Source organism: Limnohabitans sp., assembly GCF_044373035.1.
GTDB lineage: Bacteria > Pseudomonadota > Gammaproteobacteria > Burkholderiales > Burkholderiaceae_C > Limnohabitans_A.
Map to the genome: position 1 here is coordinate 1 of NZ_JBILQU010000022.1, position 23,703 is coordinate 23,703.

The window sequence follows — 23,703 nt, forward strand, 5'->3', positions numbered from 1 at the left end:
GCGTCGTTCAGATCAGCACCCGCCGAAAAGCACCGCATGTCTCCCGTCAGGATGACCACGTCAATGTCTGTGCGTTCACTCAGGGCGCGGGCCACGGCGGTGATCTCGCGCATCAGGGCGCGAGACAGGGCATGCCGAACTTGGGGCCGGTTCAAATGAACTTCAACCAGGCGGCCTTGCTCTTTGATGACCAAATGTTCGTACATGCAGGTTTCCTTTATCGGGGCTTGGCCGCTTCCAGCATGTCCCGCGTCTGCATGGCCACGCGCCGCGCCGCGGCTTCAAAGTCTTCCCCGCTCGATGCATACAGCACCGCACGCGATGAGTTGACGATGATGGCCCCAGCGCTGGAGCCATCGGCATGGGCACGCCAGCCGGCCTTGACGGTGGCCACGGCGTCTCCGCCTTGCGCACCCACACCGGGGATCAACAGGGGCACGGTGGGTGCAAGTTCGCGCACGCGCTCGATCTCGGCCGGGTAGGTGGCACCCACCACCAAACCGAGTTGGCCATTCAGGTTCCAGGGGCCTTGGGCCAGTTTGGCCACATGCTCGTACAAGCGGGGCTGGCCCTCCACCGTGGACAGGCGCTGGTTTTGCAAATCGTCGCCGCCGGGGTTGGAGGTGCGGCACAGCAAGAATGCGCCTTTGCCTTCGTACTTGAGGTAGGGGGCCACCGAATCCCAGCCCATGAAGGGCGAGAGGGTCACGGCGTCGGCGCCGTAGCGCTCAAAAGCTTCTTTGGCGTACTGCTCGGCGGTGCTGCCGATGTCGCCGCGCTTGGCGTCCAGAATGATCGGAACATGCGGGGCCACGCGGCGAATGTGCTCCATCAGGCGTTCGAGCTGGCCTTCGGCGCGGTGCGCGGCAAAGTAGGCAATTTGGGGTTTGAAGCTGCTGACCAGGTCGGCCGTGGCGTCGACGATGCGGGCGCAAAAGTCGTAGATCTTGTTGGCATCGCCCTTGTGGCGCGCCGGGAACTTGGTGGGTTCGGGGTCCAGGCCCACGCAAAGCATGGAGCCGTTTTGGCGCTCGGCGGCGCGCAGCATGTCAAGGAAGGTCATGAAAGGGATTTTAAGCGGCACCCCAAACGCGAAGGCTCACTGCGAAGCCAGCAAGTCCGTAGGCAAATTGAGGATGAAATCGTTCAGGCTTTTGGCGTCGCGCCCGGGGCGCATGTGGTCGCGCATGAATTCGACAGCGCCCTCCGCATTGCGCTGCCTGAGGGCCTGCACGATCAATTGATGCTGGTCAAAGGAGGCCTGCAAACGGCCCAAAGCGCCAAAGGCGTGTCGGCGGTAAACACCTGTACGGAAACGGATGCGCAAGACCTCTTGCCGCAAAAAGGGGTTGCGTGTGCCTTGGTAAATGAGCTCATGAAACGCCAAGTTGAGTTTTTGCCAGCCTTGCAGGTCTTCGGCCGCGGCCACCAAACGGCTTTCTTCGTGCAATGCGAACAGCTTTTGCATGTCTTCTTCGACCATGCGCTCGCAGGCCAGGCGCACGGCCACGGCTTCTAGCTCGGCCAGCAACTCCCACAGGCTGAGCAGTTGCTGCAGGTTCATCTTGGCCACGGTGCTGCCGCCCCGGGGCAAGTTGCTGACCCAGCCTTGGGCCTGCAATTGAATGAGGGCTTCCCGAATGGGTGTTTTTGACACGCCAAATTGCTCAGCCAAGGCACTTTCGTCGATGGCGTCGCCGGGCAACAAATCACCCTTGGAGATGGCTTCTTCCAAGTACAAACGGATTTGGTCGCTGACTTTCATGGGGGTTTCTTAGGGCAAACACTGATATTTTGTCATATTGCTATGCATGCGGATATGGGCTATAAATATATTTATGGATGGTGACTTTGTTTTTAAGGTCTTCCAACTCACAATTTATGGCCAAAATCCAAGCTTCCATCGCGCTGTCACGTTTCAAGGTCATTGACCTGTCCCGCGTCCGCGCCGGCCCCAATTGCGTGCGCATCTTGACCGATTTTGGGGCGGATGTGGTGCGCGTCGAGCCGCCCGAAGGGGTTGACCCGAACGAAGCCATGTTTGCCGCCAACCGAAAAGGCGGCGACTTTCAGAACATCAACCGCAACAAACGCTCGATGACGCTGAACCTCAAGAAAGAGGGGGCGATGGACATCCTCAAGCGGATGATCGCCGAGGCGGATGTGGTGGTGGAAAACTGGCGGCCTGATGTCAAGGACCGCCTGGGTCTGGATTACGAATCGCTCAAGGCCCTCAACCCGCGCATCATCCTGGCCAGCATTTCCGGCTTTGGGCAGGATGGCCCCTACGCCTGGCGGCCCGGTTTTGACCAGATCATTCAGGGCATGGGCGGGCTGATGAGCGTGACGGGTGAGCCCGAGCACGGCCCCATCCGGGCGGGTCTGGCGGTGGCCGACCTGAGCGCCGGTTTGTATTGCGCGATCGGCATTTTGGTCGCCTTGATCGAGCGCGAGACGTCGGGTCAGGGCCAGTGGGTGCAAAGCTCTTTGCTGCATTCGCAAATTGCCATGATGGATTTCCAGATGGCCCGCTATTTGAATGACAACGATGTGCCGGTGCAGGTGGGCAACAACCACCCCACCAGTTCGCCCATGGGCTTGTTCGAGGCCAGCGATGGCTGCTTCAACTTGGGCGCATCGGGCGAGGGCAACTGGAAACGCTTTTGCGAAGTGCTGCAAAAACCCGACTGGTACCAAGACCCGGAGTTTGTGACCGAGCCCTTGCGTGTCAAAAACAGGTCCCGCTTGAATCAGCTGATTGCCCAAGAGTTTCCCAAGAAAACCGTGCACCAGTGGGTGTCGCTGCTCAACCAAGCGGGCGTGCCTGCAGGCCCCGTCTACACCGTGCCCCAGGTGTTTGAGGACGAGCAGGTCAAACACCTGAATGTGACCGCCACACTGCCCACGCAGTTTGGCAAGGACATGCACTTCATCAACCAACCTGTGGTGCTCAGCCGCACACCGTCCAAGGTGGTGGCCCCGGCACCCGGCTGGGGCGAGCACACCGACGAGGTGCTGGCAGACCTGGGGTTCTCGGCTGCGGACATTGAGGGCTTTCATGCCCGGAGTGTTGTATGAGCGAAGGCCGCATCGATCTGAGCGTGCAAGGCCATGTGGCGCAGGTCACGATCGACGACGTGACTCGGCACAACGCGATGAGCCTGTCCATGTGGACGGCCTTGCTGGCGGCTTTTGACGAGATTGACCATAACCCCGAAATCCGCGTGTGTGTACTTCGCGGTGCAGGCGAAAAGTCGTTTGTGTCGGGCGCCAACATCAGCGAGTTCGAAACCCAACGCAACTCCGAAGCTTCGGTGGCGCGTTACAACGACATGGTCAAACGCACACAGCAGGCGATTTTTCGCTGCCGAGTCCCGGTGATTGCGGCCATCAGTGGCATTTGTTATGGCGGCGGGCTGGGCTTGGCTTTGAGTTGCGACATGCGTTACGCAGCGCCGCATTCGCGTTTTCGCATGCCTGCGGCCCGCTTGGGGCTGGGCTATGACATCGACAACATGAAAAACATCCTGAACAACCTGGGGCCTCAGGCCACGGCCGAGGCTTTTTATACCGCCCGGGTCTACGACGCGGCAAGCGCACAGGCCATGGGCATGGTCCTTGCTGTAGTTGATGATGTGTTTGCGCACTGCACCGCATTGGCCCAAGAGATCGCCACCAATGCGCCCTTGACCATTCAGGCCGCCAAGAAAACCTTGGTGGCCCTGGCAGATGATGAAAAAGACATGATGTCAGTGAAAACCTCCATCGACGCCTGTTTCAAAAGCACAGATTATGCGGAAGGCCGGCTGGCTTTCGCACAAAAGCGGTCCCCTTTGTTCACCGGCCATTGATCACCCACCCATCCATCCACCAACCCAGGAGTATTCTGATGAAACTTTGGACTTCCCTCATCGGCTTTGCGCTGTCGGCCTCCACCGGCATGGCTATGGCCTTGGGCCCAGCGCCCGCCCCCCTCAAGGACAAAGCCACCCTCACAGTGGGCTATGTCAAAGTGGGCCACCTCTCGCCCATGCTCTTGGTCGAAGAAGAGCTCAAGAAAATGAACATCGAAGTCAAGCGGGCAGAATTTGTGCGCTACGCCGATGCCCGTACCGCCTTGTTGTCCAATTCGGTCGACGTGTCGGCTGTGGGCGCGGGTGACCTGGCCATCGTGGCCGGACAAGGCAGCAAAAACCTGATCGGCCTGACCGGTGTGGGCAGCTCGCCCAAATACCTGGTGGTGCGCAAGGGCGCGAAGATCGATGACTGGGGCGACATTGCAGGCAAGAAGATTGCCATTGCCCCGGGCTCGGCCGTCTGGTTCCAGTGGGCCATGACCTTGATCGAGAGAAACATCCCCTACAACACCTTCACCCCCGTGAACGTGCAAGGTGGCGGCACAGCCTTTGTGCAAGCCATGAAGCGCGGCGACATCGATGCCATGGTGTTGTGGGAGCCCTTTGAGTCGCAGGCTGTGGCCGAAGGCGATGCTTACTTCTCGCAAAAACTGGAATACAGCCAGTCCCGCGCTGTGGGTGCCGAGCTGGGCATGCTGGCCGCCTCTGGCGAAGCCATGACCCAAAAGAAAGAATTGGTGCGCCGCTTCCTGTGGGCTTACCTCAAGGCCGAAGAAACCCTGAGCAAGAACAAGGATGTGTTTGCCGATGCTTACTCCAAATACACCGGCTTGCCACTGAGCGTGACCAAAGAGTCCGCCAAGATCATCAAACTCGGTGGCGTGCTGACCAAAGAACAAGTTTCGCGCTTGGCTGAAGCCGCCTTCAAGCAAGGCATTGTGCAAAAAGACGTGACCAAGGAAGCCGCCGCTCTGTACGACGACTCCATGGTTGTTGAACTCAAAAAGTAAGCAGGCAGCACCTTCATGGCGAACGCTTCTCTCGATACCCTTCGTCGGACAGTGCTTGGCCTGTTGGTGCCAGCGGTGGTTCTGGTCATCTGGCAGGTGGCAGGCAGCAGGCCCGGCATGGCCGGCATCCTGCCCACGCCCATGCTGGTTCTGGAAGGCTGGCACGGCTGGATTTTTGGCTCGCCCGGCATGGGCCTGAACCCTTACCTGGGCTCTTGGGTGTCCAACGTCCAATACTCTTCGATGCGGGTGGCGCAGGGCTTTACTCTGGCGGCTCTGATCGGTGTCCCTCTGGGTTTACTGATTGGCTGGAGCCGTTTGGTTCAGCAATTGTTTGACCCGCTGATCCAGAGCTTGCGGCCCATCCCGATCACGGCCTGGTTGCCGTTTTCGATTGCGCTGTTCGGCATTCGGGACATGGGCGCTATTTTTCTGATTTTCTTGGGTGGCTTTTATGCGATCGTGGTCAACACCACACAGGGTGCGCGCGATGTCGAGCGCAACCTGGTACGCGCCGCCCTGATGATGGGTGCCAGCCGCAGGCAATTGCTGTACCGGGTGGTGCTGCCCGCGGCCATGCCCTCCATCTTCACAGGTTTGCGAATTGGCTTGGGCATCTCTTGGACGGCGGTGATCGTCTCGGAAATGGTAGCCGTCAAGTCCGGACTGGGCTATGTACTGTGGGACGCCTATTACGTCGGGCGCATGGACATTGTGCTGGCCGACATGGTGTCGATCGGCATCATGGGGTTTTTGAGTGACCGCCTGATCGTTTTCATTGAAAGCAAGGTTTTGGTCTGGCGCATGCTGCAAAGCCATTAAGAAACAACATGTCCGATATTTCAATTCAAAACCTTTACAAGACCTACCCGGGCAACCCACCCGTCAAGGCCCTGGAAGACATTCAATTGCAGGTCGATCCGGGGGAATTGGTGGCCTTGCTTGGGCCTTCAGGCTGCGGCAAATCCACCTTGCTGAACCTCATTGCTGGGTTTGAGCAGCCCACAACGGGCCAGCTGCTGGTCAATGGTGGCGTTGTCAGTGCACCTGGACCTGACCGTGGCGTGGTTTTTCAAGAAGCCGCATTGTTTCCCTGGCTCAGTGTCTGGGACAACGTGATTTTCGGCCCCAAGGTGCAGGGCATGGCGCGCAGCGAATACGAAGACCGCGCCCATGAAATGATCAAGATCGTGGGCCTGAGCGATTTCAAGAACCATTTACCCGTGCAGTTGTCGGGTGGCATGCGCCAACGTGTGGGCATTGCCCGCATCCTGACGCTGGGATCACGCGTGTTGCTCATGGACGAACCCTTTGGCGCGCTGGATGCGCAAACCCGATTGACCATGCAAGAGCTGCTGCTCACCGTGTGGCAACAGCTCAAGCCCACCATCATCTTTGTCACCCACGACATCGACGAAGCGATTTTTTTGGCCAGTGCCATTTACGTGATGTCGGCCCGTCCAGGCCGCATCCAGACCAAAATCACCGTGCCGCTGGCGCGTCCACGCACCGTGGCCGACACGGCCAGCGAAACCTTTGCATCGCTCAAGCTCGAGATCCTCAACCTCATTCGACACTGACATGGCCAACCCCCGCATTCCCTACCGCTTCTCCAACGATGGGCCCGCATTGAAGGCTGCGTCACAAGGGGCCATCATGGTGCACTTGGTGGTGAACGTGGAGCATTGGCAGTTCGAGTCGAGCATGCCGCGCACCATCATCACGCCACCGCACGGCAAAGAGACGGTGCCCGATGTGCCCAACTTCAGCTGGGCCGACTACGGCATGCGGGCGGGCCTGCCGCGCATCTTGCGGGCCATCCAAGACCGGGGGCTGCCCGCCTCTACCAGTTTCAACGCCGGGGTCATCACCGCCTACCCGCAAGCGGCGCAAGCCATGCACGATGCAGGCTGGGAGTTCATTGGCCATGGGGTGCACCAAAAAAGCCTGAACCACAACCAGGGCGAGTCCGAAGAATCGTTGATCGCCATGAGCTTGGACATGATCGAGCGCTTCACGGGCAAGCGCCCCAGAGGCTGGCTCAGTCCCGGTTTGCGCGAAACGCACGACACGCCCGAGTTGCTGAAAAAGCAAGGCGTGGATTATGTGTTTGATTGGGTGGTGGACGATGTGCCCAGCTGGATGCAAACGCGCAACGGCCCTTTGCTGGCCCTGCCCTACAACCTGGAAATCAATGACTCGATTGTTTACGCCATCGAGAAACACACCAGCGACGACATGTACGAACGCCTGGCTCGCACGCTGGCCTTGTTTGAGCGCGAAGCGGCCACGCACCCACGCGTGCTGGCCATCGGCCTTCACCCGCACCTGATCGGTGTGCCCCACCGCTTTGCCAGCTTCGAGCGCATGCTGGACTTGCTGATGAAGTCACCTCAGGTGTGCTTCATGAATGGCGGGCAGATTGCCGACTGGTACACCGCACAAGTGCCGCCGCCTGGTCCTTGATTTGATTTGCGCTGCGCGCCCGCAAGCATCCCCTTGATCTCTCCAAACCCCGGGCAAGTCCAGTGACTGGCCCCTTCGCAGGCCTCACGCATGAACCTCGAACTCGAACACAAACAAGTCATCGTGACCGGTGGCTCCAAAGGCATCGGCCTGGCCATTGCGCTGAACTTTGCCCGCGAAGGCGCGAAGCCCGTGCTGGTCTCTCGCCAGCGCAGCAACCTGGATGCCGCCCTGGCTGCCTTTGCCCAAGAGGGCTTAGCAGCTCCCGCCATCGCGGAAATCGATTTGTCACAGCCTGGCTCAGACCGCGCTTTGTTCAATCTGTTTCCTGCGGCAGACATCCTGGTTAACAACGCCGGTGCCATCCCGGGTGGCAGCCTCCACGACATCGCCGAAGACGCTTGGCGCGGGGCTTGGGAGCTGAAGCTGTTCAGCTACATCAACCTCACCCGGCTGTATCTGGGGGCCATGGAGTCACGCGGCCATGGCGTGATTTGCAACATCATCGGCATGGCCGGGGCTGCACCGCGCTATGAATACATTTGCGGCTCTGCGGCCAATGGGGCGCTGATCTCATTCACCCAAGGTATTGGTGCTGGCAGCGTGCGCAAGGGCGTGCGCGTGTTCGGCATCAACCCCTCACCCACGCGCAGCGACCGCATCGAAGGCGTGCTCAAACAGCAAGCCGCCAGCAAGCTGGGCGATGCCTCGCGCTGGCAGGAAATGACGCAGAAATTGCCCTTTGGCCGCTTGGCCGAACCCGACGAAATTGCACGCTTGGCTGTTCATTGTTCGTCCCCAGTGTGTAGCTACCTGAGCGGCACGGTTCTGCACGTCGATGGTGGGCAGCAATACGCTCCGAATTGAAATTTAAAGGCCTCGATGCCCATGGACCTGCTGCAAGCCCCAGAGACACTGCTGCTGGAAACCCACGCCGATGGTGTTCTGCAAGTCACCCTGAACCGCCCCGATGTGGGCAACGCCATCAACACGCGCATGGGTCAGGAGTTGCTGGACCTGTGGCTGCGCCTGACCAACGATGCGCAGGGCGTGCGCTGTGTGGTGTTGACCGGCGCGGGTCCAAAAATTTTCTGTGCAGGGGGTGACCTGAAAGAGCGCAAGGGCATGACGCGTGCGCAATGGACACACCAGCATGAAATCTTTGAACGCGCGTCCTGGGCTTTGGTGGATTTGCCGCTGCCCGTGATCGCAGCCATCAACGGACATGCTTATGGCGGCGGATTGGAATTGGCACTGTGCTGTGACTTCATCTACGCCAGCAGCAGCGCGCGCTTTGCCATGCCCGAGGTCACCTTGGGCATCATGCCCGGCATGGGCGGCACGCAAAACCTGCCACGCGCCATCGGCGAGCGCCGCGCCAAGGAACTCATCATGACGGGGCAATCCTTCACTGCCCAGCAAGCGCTGGAGTGGGGCTTGCTCAATCAAAGCATCGAGCCCGAACAGCTGCTGAGCGAAACCCTGCGCACGGCCCAAACCCTGGCGCGCAATGCGCCGCTGTCGGTGCGGCAAGTCAAAAAATCCATCCGCTACGGCGGACAGATGGAGTTGCGCACGGCTTACCGATTTGAGGTGGAGGCCTACAACCAGCTGGTAGACACCGAGGATCGGCGGGAGGGCGTGCTGGCCTTCAATGAAAAAAGGTCGCCCCGATTCAAGGGCATCTGATGCCACTCGCCCCCCCTACACCCTGGAGCGAATGGCTGGTGGCGGCTTTGCGCAGACCCATTCGCCTGCATGACCGCCAACGTGCGGCACTGCAGCTGATCGACTGGATGGCTTGCGCGCATTTGGGACAAACGACCGAGCTGGGCGATGTTCTGCGGCGATGGGCCGCCAAGCAGGCACCCGGGCCCATTTGGGTCTGTGGGCACAGCGGTTTGCAGGCGGCAGAGGCCGCCCGCTGGAACGGCAACTTGGGCAGCAGCCACGAAATGGACGATGTGCACCGCGAAGCCGTGGTGCATGCGGGCGACACGGTCATTCCTGCAGCGCTGGCCATGGCCCAACGCGAAAACGCCAGCGCCGAAGCCTTGCTCGATGCGGTGGTGGTGGGCTACGAAACCGGCATCGTGCTCGGTCTGCTCAGCGGGCCAAGTCATTACGCCCAGTGGTACAGCACCGCCACAACGGGAGTCTTTGCCAGCGCCATGGCTTGCGCCCGCTTGCTGAAACTCGACGCCTCTCAGACGCAGCACGCCCTGGCCTTGGCGGGTATGCAGGCAGCGGGCGTCTGGCAGTGCCGCTTGGAGCCAGGCCTGGCCAAACAAATGGCCACAGGCCACAGCGCCCAAGCAGGCCTGGTGGCAGCAGACCTTGCGGCAGCAGGCATGGCCGGGCCTTTGTCGATTCTGGAAGGTCCATTGGGCTGGTTGAAGGCCACCGGAGGCAACCTGGACGCGGCCAGGGCGCATGCACTGCTGCAGACCCCACCCGAGCGCGCCTGGCGTGTGCACGAGGTCAGTTTCAAGCCCTGGCCTGCTTGCAGGCATGTGCACCCTGCCATCGAATGCGCCTTGAAGTTGCACGCGCAAGGGATTGATCCCGAGCAGATCAAACACATGCGTCTGGACACCTATGCGGTCGCGCTGGCGTTTGCAGACCAGCCTTGTCCGCAAACGCCCTTGCAAGGCAAATTCAGTTTGCAGCATGGCGTGGCCTGGGTCCTGCACCATGGTGATTTCGGGCTGGAGGCCACTGCGCCAGAGGCGCTGGTGGATCCGTTGTGCAGCGCACTGCGCGAACGCATCACGCTGGCGTGCGGGCCAGCACAAGACCAAGCGTACCCGCAAAGCTTTGGTGCCCAATTGCAGCTGCAAATGGCAAACGGCACCCAACACAACAGTGAAGTGGTCAACGTTTTAGGCGATCCGGAAAACCCTTTGAGCCCAGACCAGGTGATGGCCAAAGCGGCTCAGTTGCTGCAAGCCAGCGGCTGGGACATGGCGCAGGTCGAGCTGCTCATTGGCTTGGTTGGCGCGCTGCCTCAGGCCCAAGCCTTGGGGCCTTTGTGGGACAGCCTGCAAGCCGGGCGTCAGTCCCAGAAGGTGTCGAGCGCACAGGCCAGCGAGAGCAAGCGCTCGTCCTGACCGGGCGCGGCCAGCAACTGGCACGACACAGGCAAACCCTCGGTTGGGCAAGGAAAGGACAAAGCAGGCGCTCCCAACATATTGGCCAGGCAGGCCCAGTCGGCCTGGCTGGCGGGTGCGGCTTCGGTGTGAGAAAAGCTGGTATGCGGCGTGGTGGGCAACAGCAGGACATCGATGCCTTCAAACAAAGCCCCAGCCTGCGCACGCAAGCCATCGATGGCGGCCTGGCTGGCTTGCCGTTTTTCCGGGCCAAGGCGGGCCCCGTAATGCAGCATTTTTTGCAAGCCAGCGCTCAAACCTGGCAGTTCAGGACCTAAGGCCTTCAGCCAATAATCCGCGCCTTCCCATTCGCTCATCAGCAAGGCATGCAAACGGTTGCGGACGAGCGACCAATCGGGCAAAGCCACGGTTTTCAGAGTCGCGCCTTGTGCCTGCAGGCGCTGCTGCGTGGTCTGCCAAGCCTGGTGCACAGCTGGCGACATTTCCACCTCAGCCGTTTGAGGCAGGATGCCCACGCGCAAACCGCGCCACACGCTGGCCTGCGCAGCAGGTGCAGGGCTGATGCCCAACAGGCAAGCCATCGTTTGCGCGAGGTCGTAGCCACTGCGCGCCAGAGGCCCCGCCACATCCAGCGTGGGGCTCAAGGGCACGATGCCGTCCATGGGCAAGCGCGTGCGCGTGGGGATCATGCCCATCACGCCGCAGTACGCTGCCGGAATGCGGACCGAGCCCATGGTGTCGGTGCCCATGGCGATGGTGCACAGGTGATCGGCCACGGCAGCGGCAGAGCCACCGCTCGAACCGCCCGGCGTGAAGCCCTCGCGCAAAGGGTTGATGCAGCGGCCGTACACGGGGTTGTCGGTGGTGGCCCCCAAGGCGGCTTCGTGCATGTTGAGCTTGCCCAACAACACCATGCCGGCATCGCGCAAGCGCTGGTAAACGGGCGCATCGTGTTCGGGCATGCGCTGTGCGTATGCCGCTGTGCCAGCGGTGCACGGCATACCAAGCACATCGATGTTGTCTTTCAAAGCCATCACCACCCCATCGAGCGGTCCCAATGGCTGCCCCTTGGCCCATCGCTCGGCACTGGCCTGAGCCTGTTGCAAGGCCAGGTCTTCGCAAACATGGACAAAGGCGTGCAACGCCCGGTTGCGCTGAGCGATGCGTGCCAAGTGCGCCCGGGTCACGGCCACAGGGTCGGTCAGGCCTTGCGCATAAGCCTGCTGCAAGGCGACAGCATTCAAAAGGGTCAGGTCCTGGTTCATGGTCAGTCAGGTGTCGGCAGCTTGTCGGGCCTGTGCGGTGGGGGTACTGGGGGGCCACAGCACAGAAGCAATGGCCAGCACGATCAGCACGATGGCGGCCCAGTCTTGCCAATGCAGGGCTTCGTTCAAAAAGTAAGCCCCACTGAAAACGCCCAGCACCGGAATGAACATCACACTCAGTGTGGAGGCCAGCGGTGGCAAATTGCGCGCCAGAGAAAGCCAGGCCGCCTGGGCAAAGACAAACACACCAAAAGCGTTGTAAACAATCGATACCCAGGTGATGTCCGGAATTGGCCCCCAGTCTCTGCGCTCAAAGACAAAAGCCAGGATGCTCATCAGCCATGTGCTCATGAAGATCATCCAGAACACGATCGCCAAAGTAGGTACTTGGATTCGGGTGTGACGGATCTGCTGCGTGCCCAAGCCCCAAAAAGCTGCCGCGATCAGACCCAGCACCACGCCCAATGGTTTGCCCGAAATGGCACTCAATTCATGCCAAAGCAAGAGCACCACACCGAGGGCCGCAAAACCGACGCCTGCCCAAGCCCGCCAGCGCATCGACGCACCGAACCAGAGCACCCCAATCAGGGCCGAAAAAATCGGCATGGTGTAACCCAATATCGCAGAGCGACCGCTGGACAAATTCTGTACCGCCAGGATGATCAATACATGCCAAACCAGCATGTTGGTGATGGCCAGAATGAGCAACTCTCGCCAGTCAGCCATTGGAATTTTGAAGGGCACTTTTTTAAAGTAGAGCACCAATGCCAAAAAGGGCAAGCCCATCCACATGCTCAGACTTCGAAAAGACAAGGGAGGAAAGTGACTGACACCCAGCTTGAGCATGGGCCAGTTGAAGCCCCAGACCAACGTCAAGATGATCAGCAAGGTGATTTGTTGTCGGCTGAGGGTCATGCAACCCATGGTAGCGCAGGCCAAGACAGCAGGTTGACCAGGCCGCGACACGGAGGATGACAACTGCGTATGGCCAGACCTGACTACTGATTCAGCGGCGGCTTGGCACAGCACAGGGCACGGGCAAACGAGGCGCGCTGCGCCTGTTTTCACCAAGCCGGTTGCAAGGAACCAAAGCCTTTGGGTGCCTGGCTGGCGATGTCAAAAGTCACGATCTCGTAGGCGTCCGGCTGGGCCAGCAGGGCGCGCAACAACTGGTTGTTCATGGCGTGGCCCGAGCGGAAGGCGCTGTAGGCCGCCAGCAAGGGTTTGCCCACGATGTACAGGTCACCCATGGCGTCCAGGATTTTGTGTTTGACGAACTCATCGTCGTAACGCAGGCCATCGGCATTGAGCACTTTGTAGTCGTCCATGACGATGGCGTTGTCCAGACCACCGCCCAAGGCCAAGCCATTGGCGCGCATCATTTCCACGTCTTTGGTGAAGCCAAAGGTGCGGGCCCGGGCGATATCACGCGAATACACGCCCTCGGACATGTCAAAGACCACCTGCTGACCCGTTTGATCCACGGCGGGGTGGCGAAAATCGATCTCAAAGCTGAGTTTGTAGCCGTGGAAAGGCTCCAATTTGGCCCACTTGATGTGGTTGCCCTCGCCTTCACTGACTTGCACGGTTTTGAGCACGCGCAAAAATCGCTTGGGCGAGTTTTGCTCGACGATGCCCGCGCTTTGCAACAAAAACACAAACGACGATGCGGAGCCATCCAAAATGGGCACTTCTTCGGCGGTGATGTCCACATACAGGTTGTCGATACCCAAACCGGCGCAGGCCGACATGAGGTGCTCGACGGTGAAAACTTTGGCCTGCCCGACAGAGATGGTGGAGGCCAGGCGGGTATCGGTCACCGACTCGGCCCGCACCGGGATGTCCACGGGCTCGGGCAGATCCACCCGCCGAAACACGATGCCAGTGCCGGGCGCTGCGGGGCGCAGCGTCAATTCGACCCGCTGGCCGCTGTGCAAACCCACGCCAACGGCTCGGGTCAGGGTTTTGAGGGTGCGTTGGGCGAGCATGCAAGCATTTTAAAGGGGAGCCAGACCGGCTGGTGCCGGTCTGGCCCTTGTCCACATCGTCCGCAAAGCGAAAGGGTCAGTCTGCTTGCTTGCGCAGGAAGGCCGGGATCTCGATGTCGTCCATGCCTGCGGCCGACATGCCATCCACACGCGTTGCGGCATGGGTGCGGTTGTTGCGCCAGTAAGCCGGAATGTTCACGCCATTGGCCGCCGCTGGCGAAGTTGTATTGAGCGTGGGAGCCACCGCTTCTTGCCCGCCCATCATGAAGGGGGCATTGTCGGTGCCAGTGCGCAACACTTGCAAAGGAGGCGACGCGCGGCGAGCACCGGCCTTGGCCAAGCCTGTGGCCACCACTGTCACACGGATCTGGTCGCCCAGGCTTTCGTCGTAGGCGGTGCCATAGATGACGTGCGCATCTTCCGAAGCGCAATCGCGGATGGTGTTCATGGCTTGCTTGGATTCAGACAGTTTCAAGGATCCCTTGGCAGCACTGATCAGCACCAGCACGCCGCGTGCGCCCTTGAGGTCCACGCCTTCGAGCAGCGGGCATGCCACGGCTTGTTCGGCCGCAATGCGTGCGCGGTCCGGGCCGCTGGCAGCAGCCGTGCCCATCATGGCTTTGCCTGGCTCACCCATCACGGTGCGCACGTCTTCAAAGTCGACGTTCACATGGCCGGGCACGTTGATGATTTCGGCAATGCCACCCACGGCGTTTTTCAGCACGTCATTGGCGTGCGAGAAAGCCTCGTCTTGCGTCATGTCTTCACCACCCGGCAATTCCAGCAACTTTTCGTTGAGGACCACGATCAGCGAGTCAACGCTGGCTTCGAGTTCCTTCATGCCTTCGTCAGCATTGTCCATGCGGCGCTTGCCTTCAAAGTCGAAAGGCTTGGTGACCACGCCCACGGTGAGGATGCCCATGTCTTTGGCAATGCGGGCAATCACAGGCGCTGCACCGGTGCCAGTGCCGCCGCCCATGCCGGCGGTGATGAACAACATGTGCGCACCCTCGATGGCCGCACGGATGTCGGCCTCGGCATTTTCGGCGGCTTCACGGCCTTTGTCGGGCCTGCTGCCAGCGCCCAGACCGGTTTGACCCAGTTGCACAAAACGGTGTGCCGCGCTGCGGGCCAGGGCTTGTGCGTCGGTGTTGGCGCAGATGAACTCCACGCCTTGCACTTGACGCTCGATCATGTGCTCGACGGCATTGCCGCCGCCGCCGCCCACCCCGATCACTTTGATCTGTGTGCCTTGGTTGAATTCTTCTGTCTGGATCATTTCGATGGTCATGGTACTTCTCCTAAAGGGTTTGCAGTTGCCTGAAAGTTTTCTGAATTTCTTGTTTCGCTTCAAAGTGTTGTCAACATCGCAGCGGCCTTGACAAGGGTGGGCTGCTTCTGGCCTGATAAATTTGGGTCCAGCTCATCAGAAGTTCCCCACAATGAAGTCTTTGAATCGGCCAAAAGCGTTGTTCACCGAACTCTTCTTTTGGGTCACCTTGTAGCCGCGCAGGCGGGCCAAACGGGCCTCTTCCAGCAGACCCATCACAGTCGCTGCACGCGGCTGACTGACCATGTCGGCCAGCCCCCCGGAATACTTGGGCAGGCCCCGGCGCACTGGCTTGAGGAAGATGTCCTCGCCCAATTCGATCATGCCCGGCATCACCGCGCTGCCGCCCGTGAGCACGATGCCCGAGGACAGCACTTCTTCGTAACCCGACTCGCGGATGACCTGGTGCACCAGCGAGAAAATTTCCTCAATGCGCGGCTCGATCACGCCGGCCAGGGCCTGTCGACTGAGCATGCGTGGCCCCCGATCACCCAGACCCGGCACTTCCACCTGTGCATCCGGGTCGGCCAGCAGCTGTTTGGCATTGCCGCTTTCAACCTTGATGTCTTCAGCATCTTTCGTGGGCGTGCGCAAGGCCATGGCAATGTCGCTGGTGATCAGGTCACCTGCGATCGGTATGACGGCGGTGTGGCGAATCGAGCCGTTGGCAAAGATGGCCACATCGGTGGTCCCAGCGCCGATGTCCACACACACCACGCCCAGCTCGCGTTCGTCTTCAGACAACACGGCCAGGCTCGAAGACTGGGGGTTGAGCAGCAGTTGGTCTACTTCAAGCCCGCAGCGGCGCACGCACTTGATGATGTTTTCTGCCGCACTTTGTGCGCCCGTGACGATGTGCACTTTGGCTTCCAGGCGCATGCCACTCATGCCGATGGGCTCCTTGACCTCCTGGCTGTCGATCACGAATTCCTGAGGGGCCACCAGCAGCAGCCGCTGGTCGCTGGAGATGTTGATGGCACGCGCCGTCTCCATCACGCGGGCCAGATCGGCTTGGGTGACTTCCTTGTCCTTGATGGCCACCATGCCACTGGAGTTGATGCCCCGAATGTGACTGCCCGTGATGCCCACGTTCACACGGGTGATCTTGCAGTCGGCCATCAACTCGGCTTCTTTGAGCGCCTGCTGGATGCTTTGCACCGTGGCGTCGATGTTGACCACCACGCCACGCTTGAGCCCATTGCCAGGCGCGATGCCCAGCCCGGCAATCTTGAGCTGGCCGTCGGCCATCACCTCGGCCACCACGGCCATGACCTTGGACGTTCCGATGTCCAGGCCAACAACCAAATCTTTGTACTCTTTTGCCATGTTTACCACCGTTTTCGTTTGATTCCTGCGCCTTGATCGCTCAAGGTTTTTTGTTGTTGGCCGCATCCACCGTGCTCACACCGTGCAAGCGCAAGGCATAAGCATCTTTGTGCCGCAGATCCGCACTGGCTACAGCTGAAGCACCTCGCCCATAACGAGCGGTCACCTGCTTCAACGTTGTCAAAAAAACGTCCAGCCTTTGTACTATTTCAGTGCGGTTGCCACGGCCCAGCTCGATCTGGGCACCCTGTTTGGTTTGAACCCGCCAACTGCCACGGGGGGTCAGCTCCAGCAGGTCGATCTCCATGTCCAGCGCCTGAAAGCGAGGGCTCAAAGCCAAGTACATACTGGCCACGGTCTGGGACTCGGCAACGGGGCCCTTCATGCGCGGCAGACGTTCAGCATCAGCATCGTCCAAAGTGGCTTCAAACACCTGGCCTTGTTCGTTGATCAAAGTACCTGCATCTTCATTACCCCACAGGGCCATGGGCCGGTGCTCCAACAAGACCGCCCGCAAACGGTTGGGGAAATCGCGGTGCACCACCGCAACCCGGACCCAAGGCACCGCCTCAAATGCCTGCTGCGTCTTGGCCAGATCGATGGTGAAAAAATTGCCTTCCATTTTGGGCAGAACTTGCGTGCGGAAGGCAAACGCGTTGTTGCGGCTCACCTCGCCTTGCACGGTGATCGTCTGCAATGCAAAGCCTGGGTGGCGAATGAGCCACCATGCCCATCCGCCCAATGTCAGCAGCACAAACGCAACCAACAGCAAAGCTGTGGCCATGTTCATGAGCCGGACATCGGCGGGCAAGGGCATGGGGGTTTTCATGCAGTGGCTCCCTCATAGTCCAATGCGGCAGAGGCCAGCAAATGGCAACACAGCACCTCGTAGGGCATGCCATCGGCCGCTGCCGACATGGGCACCAGCGAATGACCGGTCATGCCGGGCGAGGTGTTGATTTCCAGCAAATAGGGCTGGCGCGTGGCACCATCGATCATCACGTCGATGCGACCCCAACCCCTGCAGCCCAGGGCTTGGTAAGCGCGTCGCACCAAAGCCTGAATGGCGGCTTCTTCCTGTGCAGGCAACCCGCAGGGCACCAGGTATTGCGTGTCGTCGGTGAAGTACTTGTTTTGGTAGTCGTAATTGCCCTCGGGGGCCACGATGAGAATCACCGGCAAGGCGCGGGCATCCTGGCCTGTACCCAGCACGGGGCAGGTGACCTCGTCACCCACGATGCACTGCTCGCACAGGATGTCATGGTCGCAAGCGGCCGCTGCGTGCAAAGCCGCATGCAGGTCTTCGGCCCGCACCACCTTGCTCACGCCAATGGACGAGCCTTCGCGTGCGGGCTTGACGATCAAAGGCAGACCCAAGGTCTGAATGAGGTCTTCGGCCGACAAGCTGTCGATTTGCGCGGGATGCACCAGCACATGGCGTGGCACCGGCAAACCTTCTGCCTGCCAGACCCGCTTGGTCATGACCTTGTCCATGGCGATACTCGACGCCATCACACCCGAGCCGGTGTAGGGAATGCCCATCAATTCCAATGCGCCTTGCACCGTGCCGTCTTCGCCAAAGCGGCCGTGCAAAGCGATGAAGCAGCGCTGGAAGCCCTCTTTTTTGAGTTCACTCAGCTCGCGCTCGGCCGGGTCAAAAGCATGCGCGTCTGCGCCTGCAGACAGCAAGGCCTGGAGCACGCCCTGGCCCGACATGAGGGAGACTTCGCGCTCGGCCGAGCGTCCGCCCATCAGCACAGCCACTTTGCCCATGTTCGTCTGCTTGGCGTTCTGTGTCATGCAATCACCTCTTTGGCCGCATCTTTGACGTGGCCGCCCAAGGCCACCACCTGCGCCGGGGTTGCACCAATGGAGCCTGCCCCCATGCAAATGAGCACATCGCCATCACGGGCGTTGTTCATCACGGCCTGGGGCATGTCGGCAATCTGGTCGACAAACACGGGTTCGACCTTGCCAGCGATGCGCAACGCCCGGGCCAGCGAACGGCCATCGGCGGCCACGATGGGTGCTTCGCCTGCGGCGTATACCTCCGACAGCAGCACGCTGTCGCAGCCTTGGCCAATGACCTTGACGAAATCTTCAAAACAGTCCCGCGTGCGGCTGTAGCGGTGCGGCTGAAAAGCCAGCACCAAACGGCGGCCCGGGAAAGCACCGCGTGCTGCAGCCAATGTGGCGGCCATCTCGACCGGGTGGTGTCCGTAATCGTCGATGACGGTGAAGCGCCCTTGGCCGTCGGCCGTGGCCACATCGCCATAACGCTGGAAGCGTCGACCCACGCCCTTGAACTGGGCCAGTGCGCGTTGCACCGCAGCATCGTCCACACCCAGCTCGACCGCCACTGAAATGGCGGCAAGCGCATTGAGGACGTTGTGCACGCCGGGTAAATTGAGCACGATGGGCAGGTCCGGCAAACTCACGCCATTGCGCCTTTGCACCGTGAAGTGCATTTGACCGTTTTGGGCACGCACATCCATCGCACGCACTTGCGCACCCTCGTTCAGGCCATAAGTGGTCACAGGGCGAGCGATGTTGTCCACGATGGACTGCACGCCAGAATCATCCGAGCACACAATGGCCGTGCCGTAAAAAGGCATGCGGTGCAAAAACTCGACAAAGGCGGCCTTGAGCTTGGCCAGGTCGTGACCATAGGTTTCCATGTGGTCGGCGTCGATGTTGGTCACCACCGCCATCACGGGCAACAGGTTCAAGAAAGAAGCATCGGATTCATCGGCTTCGACCACGATGTACTCACCCGTGCCCAGCTTGGCATTGGCACCCGCGCTGTTCAAGCGCCCGCCAATCACGAAGGTCGGGTCCAGCCCGGCCTCGGCCAACACACTGGCCACCAGGCTGGTGGTGGTGGTTTTGCCGTGCGTGCCCGCGATGGCCACACCCTGCTTCATGCGCATCAGCTCAGCCAGCATCACAGCCCGCGGCACGATGGGGATGTGGCGCGCACGTGCGGCCAGCACCTCGGGGTTGTCGGCTTTCACGGCGGTCGATGTGACCACGGCATCGGCGTCTTGGACGTTTTCAGCGCTGTGGCCCACATGCGTGTGAATGCCCAAAGCCGCCAGACGCTGCAACGTGGCGCTGTCGGACAAATCGGAGCCTGAAATCTGGTAACCCAAATTGAGCAACACTTCGGCAATGCCGCTCATGCCCGAGCCGCCCACGCCGATGAAATGAATTTTTCGGATGGCATGTTTCATGCCGCCAACTCCTCACAAGCCATCACAACCTCCTTGGTTGCATTTGTTTTTTTCTGTGCGTGGGCTTTTTGCGCCACGTCCAGCAAGGTGTCGCGGCTCAAGGCCTTCAGGCGCTCGGCCAGGTTCTGCGCGGTCAACTCGGCCTGAGGCGCCAGCCAGCCACCACCCGAGGCCACCAAAAACTGCGCATTGGTGGTTTGGTGGTCGTCCACCGCAAACGGAAACGGCACGTACAAGGCCGCCACGCCCACCGACGCCAGCTCGGTCACGGTGCTGGCACCAGCGCGGCAGATCACCAGGTCGGCCTGTGCGAAGGCGCTGGCCGTATCGTCGATGAACGGGGTCAATTCGGCCTGCACGCCAGCATTCGCGTAGTTGGCCCGAAGCGCCTCAATTTGCTTGGCCCCGCTTTGGTGGATCACCTGCGGGCGTGTGCTCTCTGGCATCAAGGCCAAAGCTTGGGGCACGATGTCGTTCAAGGCCTTGGCGCCCAAGCTGCCACCCACCACCAACACGCGCAAGGGACCACTGCGGCCGGCAAAGCGTTCAGCGGGCGTGGCTTGTTCAGTGAATGCGCGGCGAAGGGGGTTACCCACCCATTGCCCGGTTTTGAAGACGCCGGGGAATGCGGTGAACACCCGGTCGGCCAGTTGCGCCAGCACCTTGTTGGCCAGGCCGGCCACCGAGTTTTGCTCGTGCAGCACCAAAGGCTTGCTCCACAGGCTGGCCATCATGCCGCCTGGGAAAGTGATGTAACCGCCCAGGCCCAGCACCACATCGGGCTTGACGCGGCGAACCACCTGCAGGCTTTGCCAAAAAGCGCGCAGCAAGCGCAGCGGCAGCAGCGCCAGGGTCTGAATGCCTTTGCCTCGCACACCGCCAAATGCCACTGGCTCGAAGGCGAAACCGCGCGGCGGCACCAACTGACTTTCCATGCTGTCTGGTGCGCCCAGCCAATGCACGCGCCAGCCGGCTTCGCGCAAGGCTTCGGCCACGGCCAAGCCCGGAAAAATGTGCCCGCCTGTGCCACCGGCCATCACCAAAGCGGTTTTGCGCGTGTCCGTCATGGCCGCCCTCCCCGCATCATTTGTTTGTTTTCTGCGTCAATGCGCAGCACGATGGCAATCGCGATCAGGTTCATCATGATGGCCGAGCCGCCATAGCTCATCAGGGGCAGCGTCAGACCCTTGGTGGGCAAGGCCCCCAGGTTCACACCCATGTTGATGAAGGCTTGAAATCCAATCCAGATGCCCACGCCTTGCGCGACCAGGCCGGAAAATACTTTTTCCAGTGCAATGGCCTGCCGCCCAATCACCATGATGCGGCGGCTGAGCCACAGGAACAGGCCGATGACCAGTGTCACGCCCACCAGGCCAAACTCTTCACCGATCACGGCCAGCAAAAAGTCGGTATGCGCCTCGGGCAACCAGTGTAATTTTTCGACGCTGCCGCCCAAGCCCACACCCCACACCTCACCCCGACCAATGGCGATCAACGAGTGCGTCAGCTGGTAGCCTTTGCCCAGAGCATGCTCGGCGCTGAAGGGGTCGAGGTAGGCAAATATTCGCTCACGCCGCCAGGGCGACTCGGCAATCATGACCACAAAAGCCAGGATCAAAATCCCCAGGATCAGGAAGAACATTCGGGCATTCACACCGCCCAGGAACAAGATGCCCATGGCGATGGTGGCGATCACCATGAACGCACCCATGTCCGGCTCGGCCAGCAAGAACACCCCCGCCAATCCAATGGCCGCTCCCATGGGCAACACCGCCTTGAAGAATTTCTCCTTCACATCCATCTTTCGCACCATGTAATCGGCGGCATAGATGATGGTTGCCAACTTGGCCAACTCGGAAGGCTGGAAATTGAGCACCCCAAACGAAATCCAGCGGCGTGCACCGTTCACGCCCTTGCCAATGAAGGGAATCAGCACCACCGCCAGCAACACCAGTGAGAACACGAACAAAGGGCGAGCCGCTTTTTCCCAGGTCTCCATGCGCACCTGAAAAACCAGCAAGGCCATGATGCAGCCCACCACCATGGAGATCACATGGCGGAAAAGGAAATGGGTATGGCTATAGCGAGAAAAACGCGGGTTGTCCGGCATCGCAATCGAGGCTGAATACACCATCACCATGCCCCACAGCAGCAAAGCCACCGCCACCCAGACCAAGGCCTGGTCCACGCTTTGTATGCGGGCGGGGCGACCGTTGACGCGACCGCCCACGCCGTAATCACCCAAATTGACAGGCAAACCTTGCGAAACCGACCACGTGCCCCCGAGCAACCCGCCTGTGACGCGCTGGAGCAGGCCAGCAGCCGACTGTTGCAGGCGTTGCGGGACTGTCATGGCTTCGCTCACAGCACGCCCTCCATGGCCACACCCGCCGCTTCGGCCAAGCTGGCCACGGCCTGGACAAACACTTGGGCGCGGTGGCCGTAGTTGTCAAACATGTCAAAGCTCGCGCATGCGGGCGACATCAAGACCGCATCGCCGCTGCGGGCCATGGCCGCAGCTTGAACGACGGCGTCATGCATGTCGGTGGCGTCGTGCATGGCCACACCCGTGCCTTGCAGTGCTTCGCGGATGACGGGGGCGTCGCGGCCGATCAAGACCACACCACGGGCAAAGCGCTTGACGGGTTCGGCCAAGGGCGTGAAGTCTTGGCCCTTGCCTTCGCCACCCAAAATGATCACCACACGGCGATCTGCACCCAAGCCTTGCAAGGCAGCCACGGTGGCGCCCACATTGGTGCCCTTGCTGTCGTCAAAAAATTCCACTTCATGCACGATGGCCACCGACTCGACACGGTGCGGCTCGCCCCGGTATTCGCGCAATCCATAGAGCATGGGGCCCAGAGCGCAACCAGCGCTGCTGGCCAGGGCAAGCGCAGAGAGCGCATTGACCGCGTTGTGCCGACCCCGGATGCGCAAAGCATCGGCGGGCATCAGGCGTTGAATGTGCAGCTCTTCTTCAGCGTCCTTGCGGCGGCGGCGTGTTTCGTCGGCCTCCAAGGCCCGCACCAACCAAGTCATGCCGTGCGTCACTTCAATGCCGAAATCCCCTGGGCGTTGGGGCATGTCACCACCAAACTGCACGCATGTTCGCTCGACAGGTTTTTGCAATTTCACACGCACAGGCTGTGGCCGCATGGCCATGACCTTCGGGTCTTCGCGGTTGAGCACCATCAGCGCTTGAGTCCCAAAAATACGGGCTTTGGCAGCCGCATAGGCGGCCATGCTGCCGTGCCAGTCTAAGTGGTCTTGCGAAATGTTGAGCACCGTCGCGGCGGTCGGCTCAAAACCCTCGCTGCTGTCGAGTTGAAAGCTCGACAGCTCCAACACCCACACCTGGGGCAGCGCCTGGGCCATGGGGTCCTGCACGGCGGGTGGAACGGGCAGAGGCAGTTCAGCCTCGGTCTCGTCGTCCTCGTTGGCCTGCGTGGCATCTGGGTGAGCCACCTCGTTCAAGGGCTCATCTTGCGACGCCGTTGAAATGTGGGCATCCTGAGCTGCTGCCACCGATGGCTGCTCGATGGCACCATTGGCGTTTTCCATTTCCGCAGCAGCGCGCTCGGCAACTTCTTGTTCGACCTTTGCCTGCGCTTGCACCATGGCTTCGCTCAATGTGTCGAGCAAGGTGGGGCCAATGTTGCCCGCCACTTTCACGGTTTTGCCTGCACGCGCCACCAGCTGCCCAGTCAGAGACGTCACCGTGGTCTTGCCATTGGTACCGGTGATCGCCAGCACCTGAGGTGCATAACCGAAGCGTGTTTTCAGATCCTGCAAACCCGCTGCAAACAGACTCAGTTCACCGCCTTGCCACAGGCCCATGACCCGGGCTGCATCCACCACGGGGGCCACCACCTCGGGGGCCAGGCCCGGGCTGCGAAACACCGCACGCACTGTTGTGCCATCGACCAGACTGGCCTCAAAGAGACCCGGTACAAAGCGAACGGCAGGCCACTCAGCCTGCAAAGCGGCCAACTGGGGCGGCGTGTCGCGGGTGTCGGCCACAGTCACGTCGGCACCGATCTGCGCGCACCAACGGGCCATCGCCAAGCCCGAAGCACCCAAACCGAGAATCAGAACGTGTTGACCTTGCAGCTGCATGC

Annotated in this window: 23 protein-coding genes; 9 read left to right on the forward strand and 14 right to left on the reverse strand. The window is 60.6% G+C overall.

Translation table 11 applies throughout. The features are described from left to right. From ACIQ47_RS05405 to ACIQ47_RS05415, 3 genes are all read right to left on the reverse strand, one after another. A partial coding sequence (locus tag ACIQ47_RS05405; RefSeq protein WP_396437173.1) for an enoyl-CoA hydratase-related protein occupies positions 1 to 206 on the reverse strand: 206 nt, incomplete at its 3' end. A gap of 11 nt (positions 207 to 217) precedes the next feature. Next, entirely contained in the window at positions 218 to 1,063 is an 846-nt protein-coding gene (gene pyrF / locus ACIQ47_RS05410) for an orotidine-5'-phosphate decarboxylase (protein ID WP_396437174.1), read from the reverse strand. 36 nt (positions 1,064 to 1,099) lie between these two features. Continuing rightward, entirely contained in the window at positions 1,100 to 1,765 is a 666-nt protein-coding gene (locus ACIQ47_RS05415) for a GntR family transcriptional regulator (RefSeq protein WP_396437175.1), read from the reverse strand. A 116-nt stretch (positions 1,766 to 1,881) separates the two neighbouring features. Here ACIQ47_RS05415 and ACIQ47_RS05420 point away from each other — a divergent pair, with 116 nt between their 5' ends. From ACIQ47_RS05420 to ACIQ47_RS05460, 9 genes are all read left to right on the forward strand, one after another. After that, entirely contained in the window at positions 1,882 to 3,078 is a 1,197-nt protein-coding gene (locus ACIQ47_RS05420) for a CaiB/BaiF CoA transferase family protein (RefSeq protein WP_396437176.1), read from the forward strand. Further along, positions 3,075 to 3,851 carry an enoyl-CoA hydratase gene (locus ACIQ47_RS05425; protein WP_396437177.1) on the forward strand — a complete coding sequence of 259 codons (777 nt, stop codon included), beginning with the start codon at positions 3,075 to 3,077 and terminating at the stop codon, positions 3,849 to 3,851. Before ACIQ47_RS05420 ends, ACIQ47_RS05425 begins: the two co-directional genes overlap by 4 nt. 38 nt (positions 3,852 to 3,889) lie before the next feature. Continuing rightward, positions 3,890 to 4,867: an ABC transporter substrate-binding protein gene (locus tag ACIQ47_RS05430; protein WP_396437178.1), complete on the forward strand. Its 978-nt coding sequence runs from the start codon at positions 3,890 to 3,892 to the stop codon at positions 4,865 to 4,867. 15 nt (positions 4,868 to 4,882) lie between these two features. Then, positions 4,883 to 5,689 carry an ABC transporter permease gene (locus ACIQ47_RS05435; RefSeq protein WP_396437179.1) on the forward strand — a complete coding sequence of 269 codons (807 nt, stop codon included), beginning with the start codon at positions 4,883 to 4,885 and terminating at the stop codon, positions 5,687 to 5,689. 8 nt (positions 5,690 to 5,697) lie between these two features. Beyond that, a complete protein-coding gene (locus ACIQ47_RS05440; protein ID WP_396437180.1) occupies positions 5,698 to 6,447 on the forward strand; it encodes an ABC transporter ATP-binding protein in 750 nt (249 codons plus the stop codon). Position 6,448: 1 nt separating this feature from the next. After that, positions 6,449 to 7,333 carry a polysaccharide deacetylase family protein gene (locus tag ACIQ47_RS05445; RefSeq protein ID WP_396437181.1) on the forward strand — a complete coding sequence of 295 codons (885 nt, stop codon included), beginning with the start codon at positions 6,449 to 6,451 and terminating at the stop codon, positions 7,331 to 7,333. A 90-nt stretch (positions 7,334 to 7,423) separates the two neighbouring features. Beyond that, on the forward strand, positions 7,424 to 8,200 hold the full coding sequence (locus ACIQ47_RS05450; RefSeq protein ID WP_396437182.1) for a short-chain dehydrogenase/reductase: 777 nt from the start codon (positions 7,424 to 7,426) through the stop codon (positions 8,198 to 8,200). Between the two features lie 21 nt (positions 8,201 to 8,221). After that, positions 8,222 to 9,022, forward strand: a complete 801-nt coding sequence (locus ACIQ47_RS05455; RefSeq protein WP_396437183.1) for an enoyl-CoA hydratase/isomerase family protein — start codon at positions 8,222 to 8,224, stop codon at positions 9,020 to 9,022. Then, positions 9,022 to 10,443 (forward strand): MmgE/PrpD family protein, encoded by a 1,422-nt coding sequence (locus tag ACIQ47_RS05460; protein ID WP_396437184.1) that lies wholly within the window; start codon positions 9,022 to 9,024, stop codon positions 10,441 to 10,443. Before ACIQ47_RS05455 ends, ACIQ47_RS05460 begins: the two co-directional genes overlap by 1 nt. Here the strand turns inward: ACIQ47_RS05460 and ACIQ47_RS05465 are convergent. The 11 genes from ACIQ47_RS05465 to murD all read right to left on the reverse strand — a co-directional run bounded on the left by ACIQ47_RS05465 (position 10,389) and on the right by murD (position 23,701). Beyond that, entirely contained in the window at positions 10,389 to 11,708 is a 1,320-nt protein-coding gene (locus ACIQ47_RS05465) for an amidase (RefSeq protein WP_396437185.1), read from the reverse strand. The genes ACIQ47_RS05460 and ACIQ47_RS05465 overlap by 55 nt on opposite strands. Positions 11,709 to 11,714: 6 nt before the next feature. Beyond that, entirely contained in the window at positions 11,715 to 12,623 is a 909-nt protein-coding gene (locus ACIQ47_RS05470) for a DMT family transporter (protein ID WP_396437186.1), read from the reverse strand. A 149-nt stretch (positions 12,624 to 12,772) separates the two neighbouring features. Continuing rightward, positions 12,773 to 13,696: a UDP-3-O-acyl-N-acetylglucosamine deacetylase gene (lpxC, locus tag ACIQ47_RS05475; RefSeq protein ID WP_396437187.1), complete on the reverse strand. Its 924-nt coding sequence runs from the start codon at positions 13,694 to 13,696 to the stop codon at positions 12,773 to 12,775. A 76-nt stretch (positions 13,697 to 13,772) separates the two neighbouring features. Beyond that, entirely contained in the window at positions 13,773 to 14,987 is a 1,215-nt protein-coding gene (gene ftsZ, locus ACIQ47_RS05480; protein ID WP_396437188.1) for a cell division protein FtsZ, read from the reverse strand. 135 nt (positions 14,988 to 15,122) lie between these two features. Continuing rightward, entirely contained in the window at positions 15,123 to 16,352 is a 1,230-nt protein-coding gene (ftsA, locus tag ACIQ47_RS05485; protein ID WP_293752639.1) for a cell division protein FtsA, read from the reverse strand. Positions 16,353 to 16,392: 40 nt separating this feature from the next. Then, complete coding sequence (locus ACIQ47_RS05490) at positions 16,393 to 17,181, reverse strand: cell division protein FtsQ/DivIB (protein ID WP_396437189.1); 789 nt, start codon at positions 17,179 to 17,181, stop codon at positions 16,393 to 16,395. Next, positions 17,178 to 18,152, reverse strand: coding sequence for a D-alanine--D-alanine ligase (locus ACIQ47_RS05495; RefSeq protein WP_396437190.1), 975 nt, complete (start codon positions 18,150 to 18,152; stop codon positions 17,178 to 17,180). The genes ACIQ47_RS05490 and ACIQ47_RS05495 overlap by 4 nt, the downstream gene beginning before the upstream one ends. Further along, the gene (gene murC, locus ACIQ47_RS05500) at positions 18,149 to 19,585 is read right to left on the reverse strand and encodes a UDP-N-acetylmuramate--L-alanine ligase (protein ID WP_396437191.1); all 1,437 of its coding nucleotides are present in this window, start codon (positions 19,583 to 19,585) and stop codon (positions 18,149 to 18,151) included. Before murC ends, ACIQ47_RS05495 begins: the two co-directional genes overlap by 4 nt. Further along, positions 19,582 to 20,652 (reverse strand): undecaprenyldiphospho-muramoylpentapeptide beta-N-acetylglucosaminyltransferase, encoded by a 1,071-nt coding sequence (gene murG, locus ACIQ47_RS05505; RefSeq protein WP_396437192.1) that lies wholly within the window; start codon positions 20,650 to 20,652, stop codon positions 19,582 to 19,584. The genes murC and murG overlap by 4 nt, the downstream gene beginning before the upstream one ends. Further along, a complete protein-coding gene (gene ftsW / locus ACIQ47_RS05510) occupies positions 20,649 to 21,938 on the reverse strand; it encodes a putative lipid II flippase FtsW (RefSeq protein WP_396437193.1) in 1,290 nt (429 codons plus the stop codon). The genes murG and ftsW overlap by 4 nt, the downstream gene beginning before the upstream one ends. An 8-nt stretch (positions 21,939 to 21,946) precedes the next feature. Further along, complete coding sequence (murD, locus tag ACIQ47_RS05515) at positions 21,947 to 23,701, reverse strand: UDP-N-acetylmuramoyl-L-alanine--D-glutamate ligase (RefSeq protein ID WP_396437194.1); 1,755 nt, start codon at positions 23,699 to 23,701, stop codon at positions 21,947 to 21,949. Positions 23,702 to 23,703: the final 2 nt, after the last annotated feature.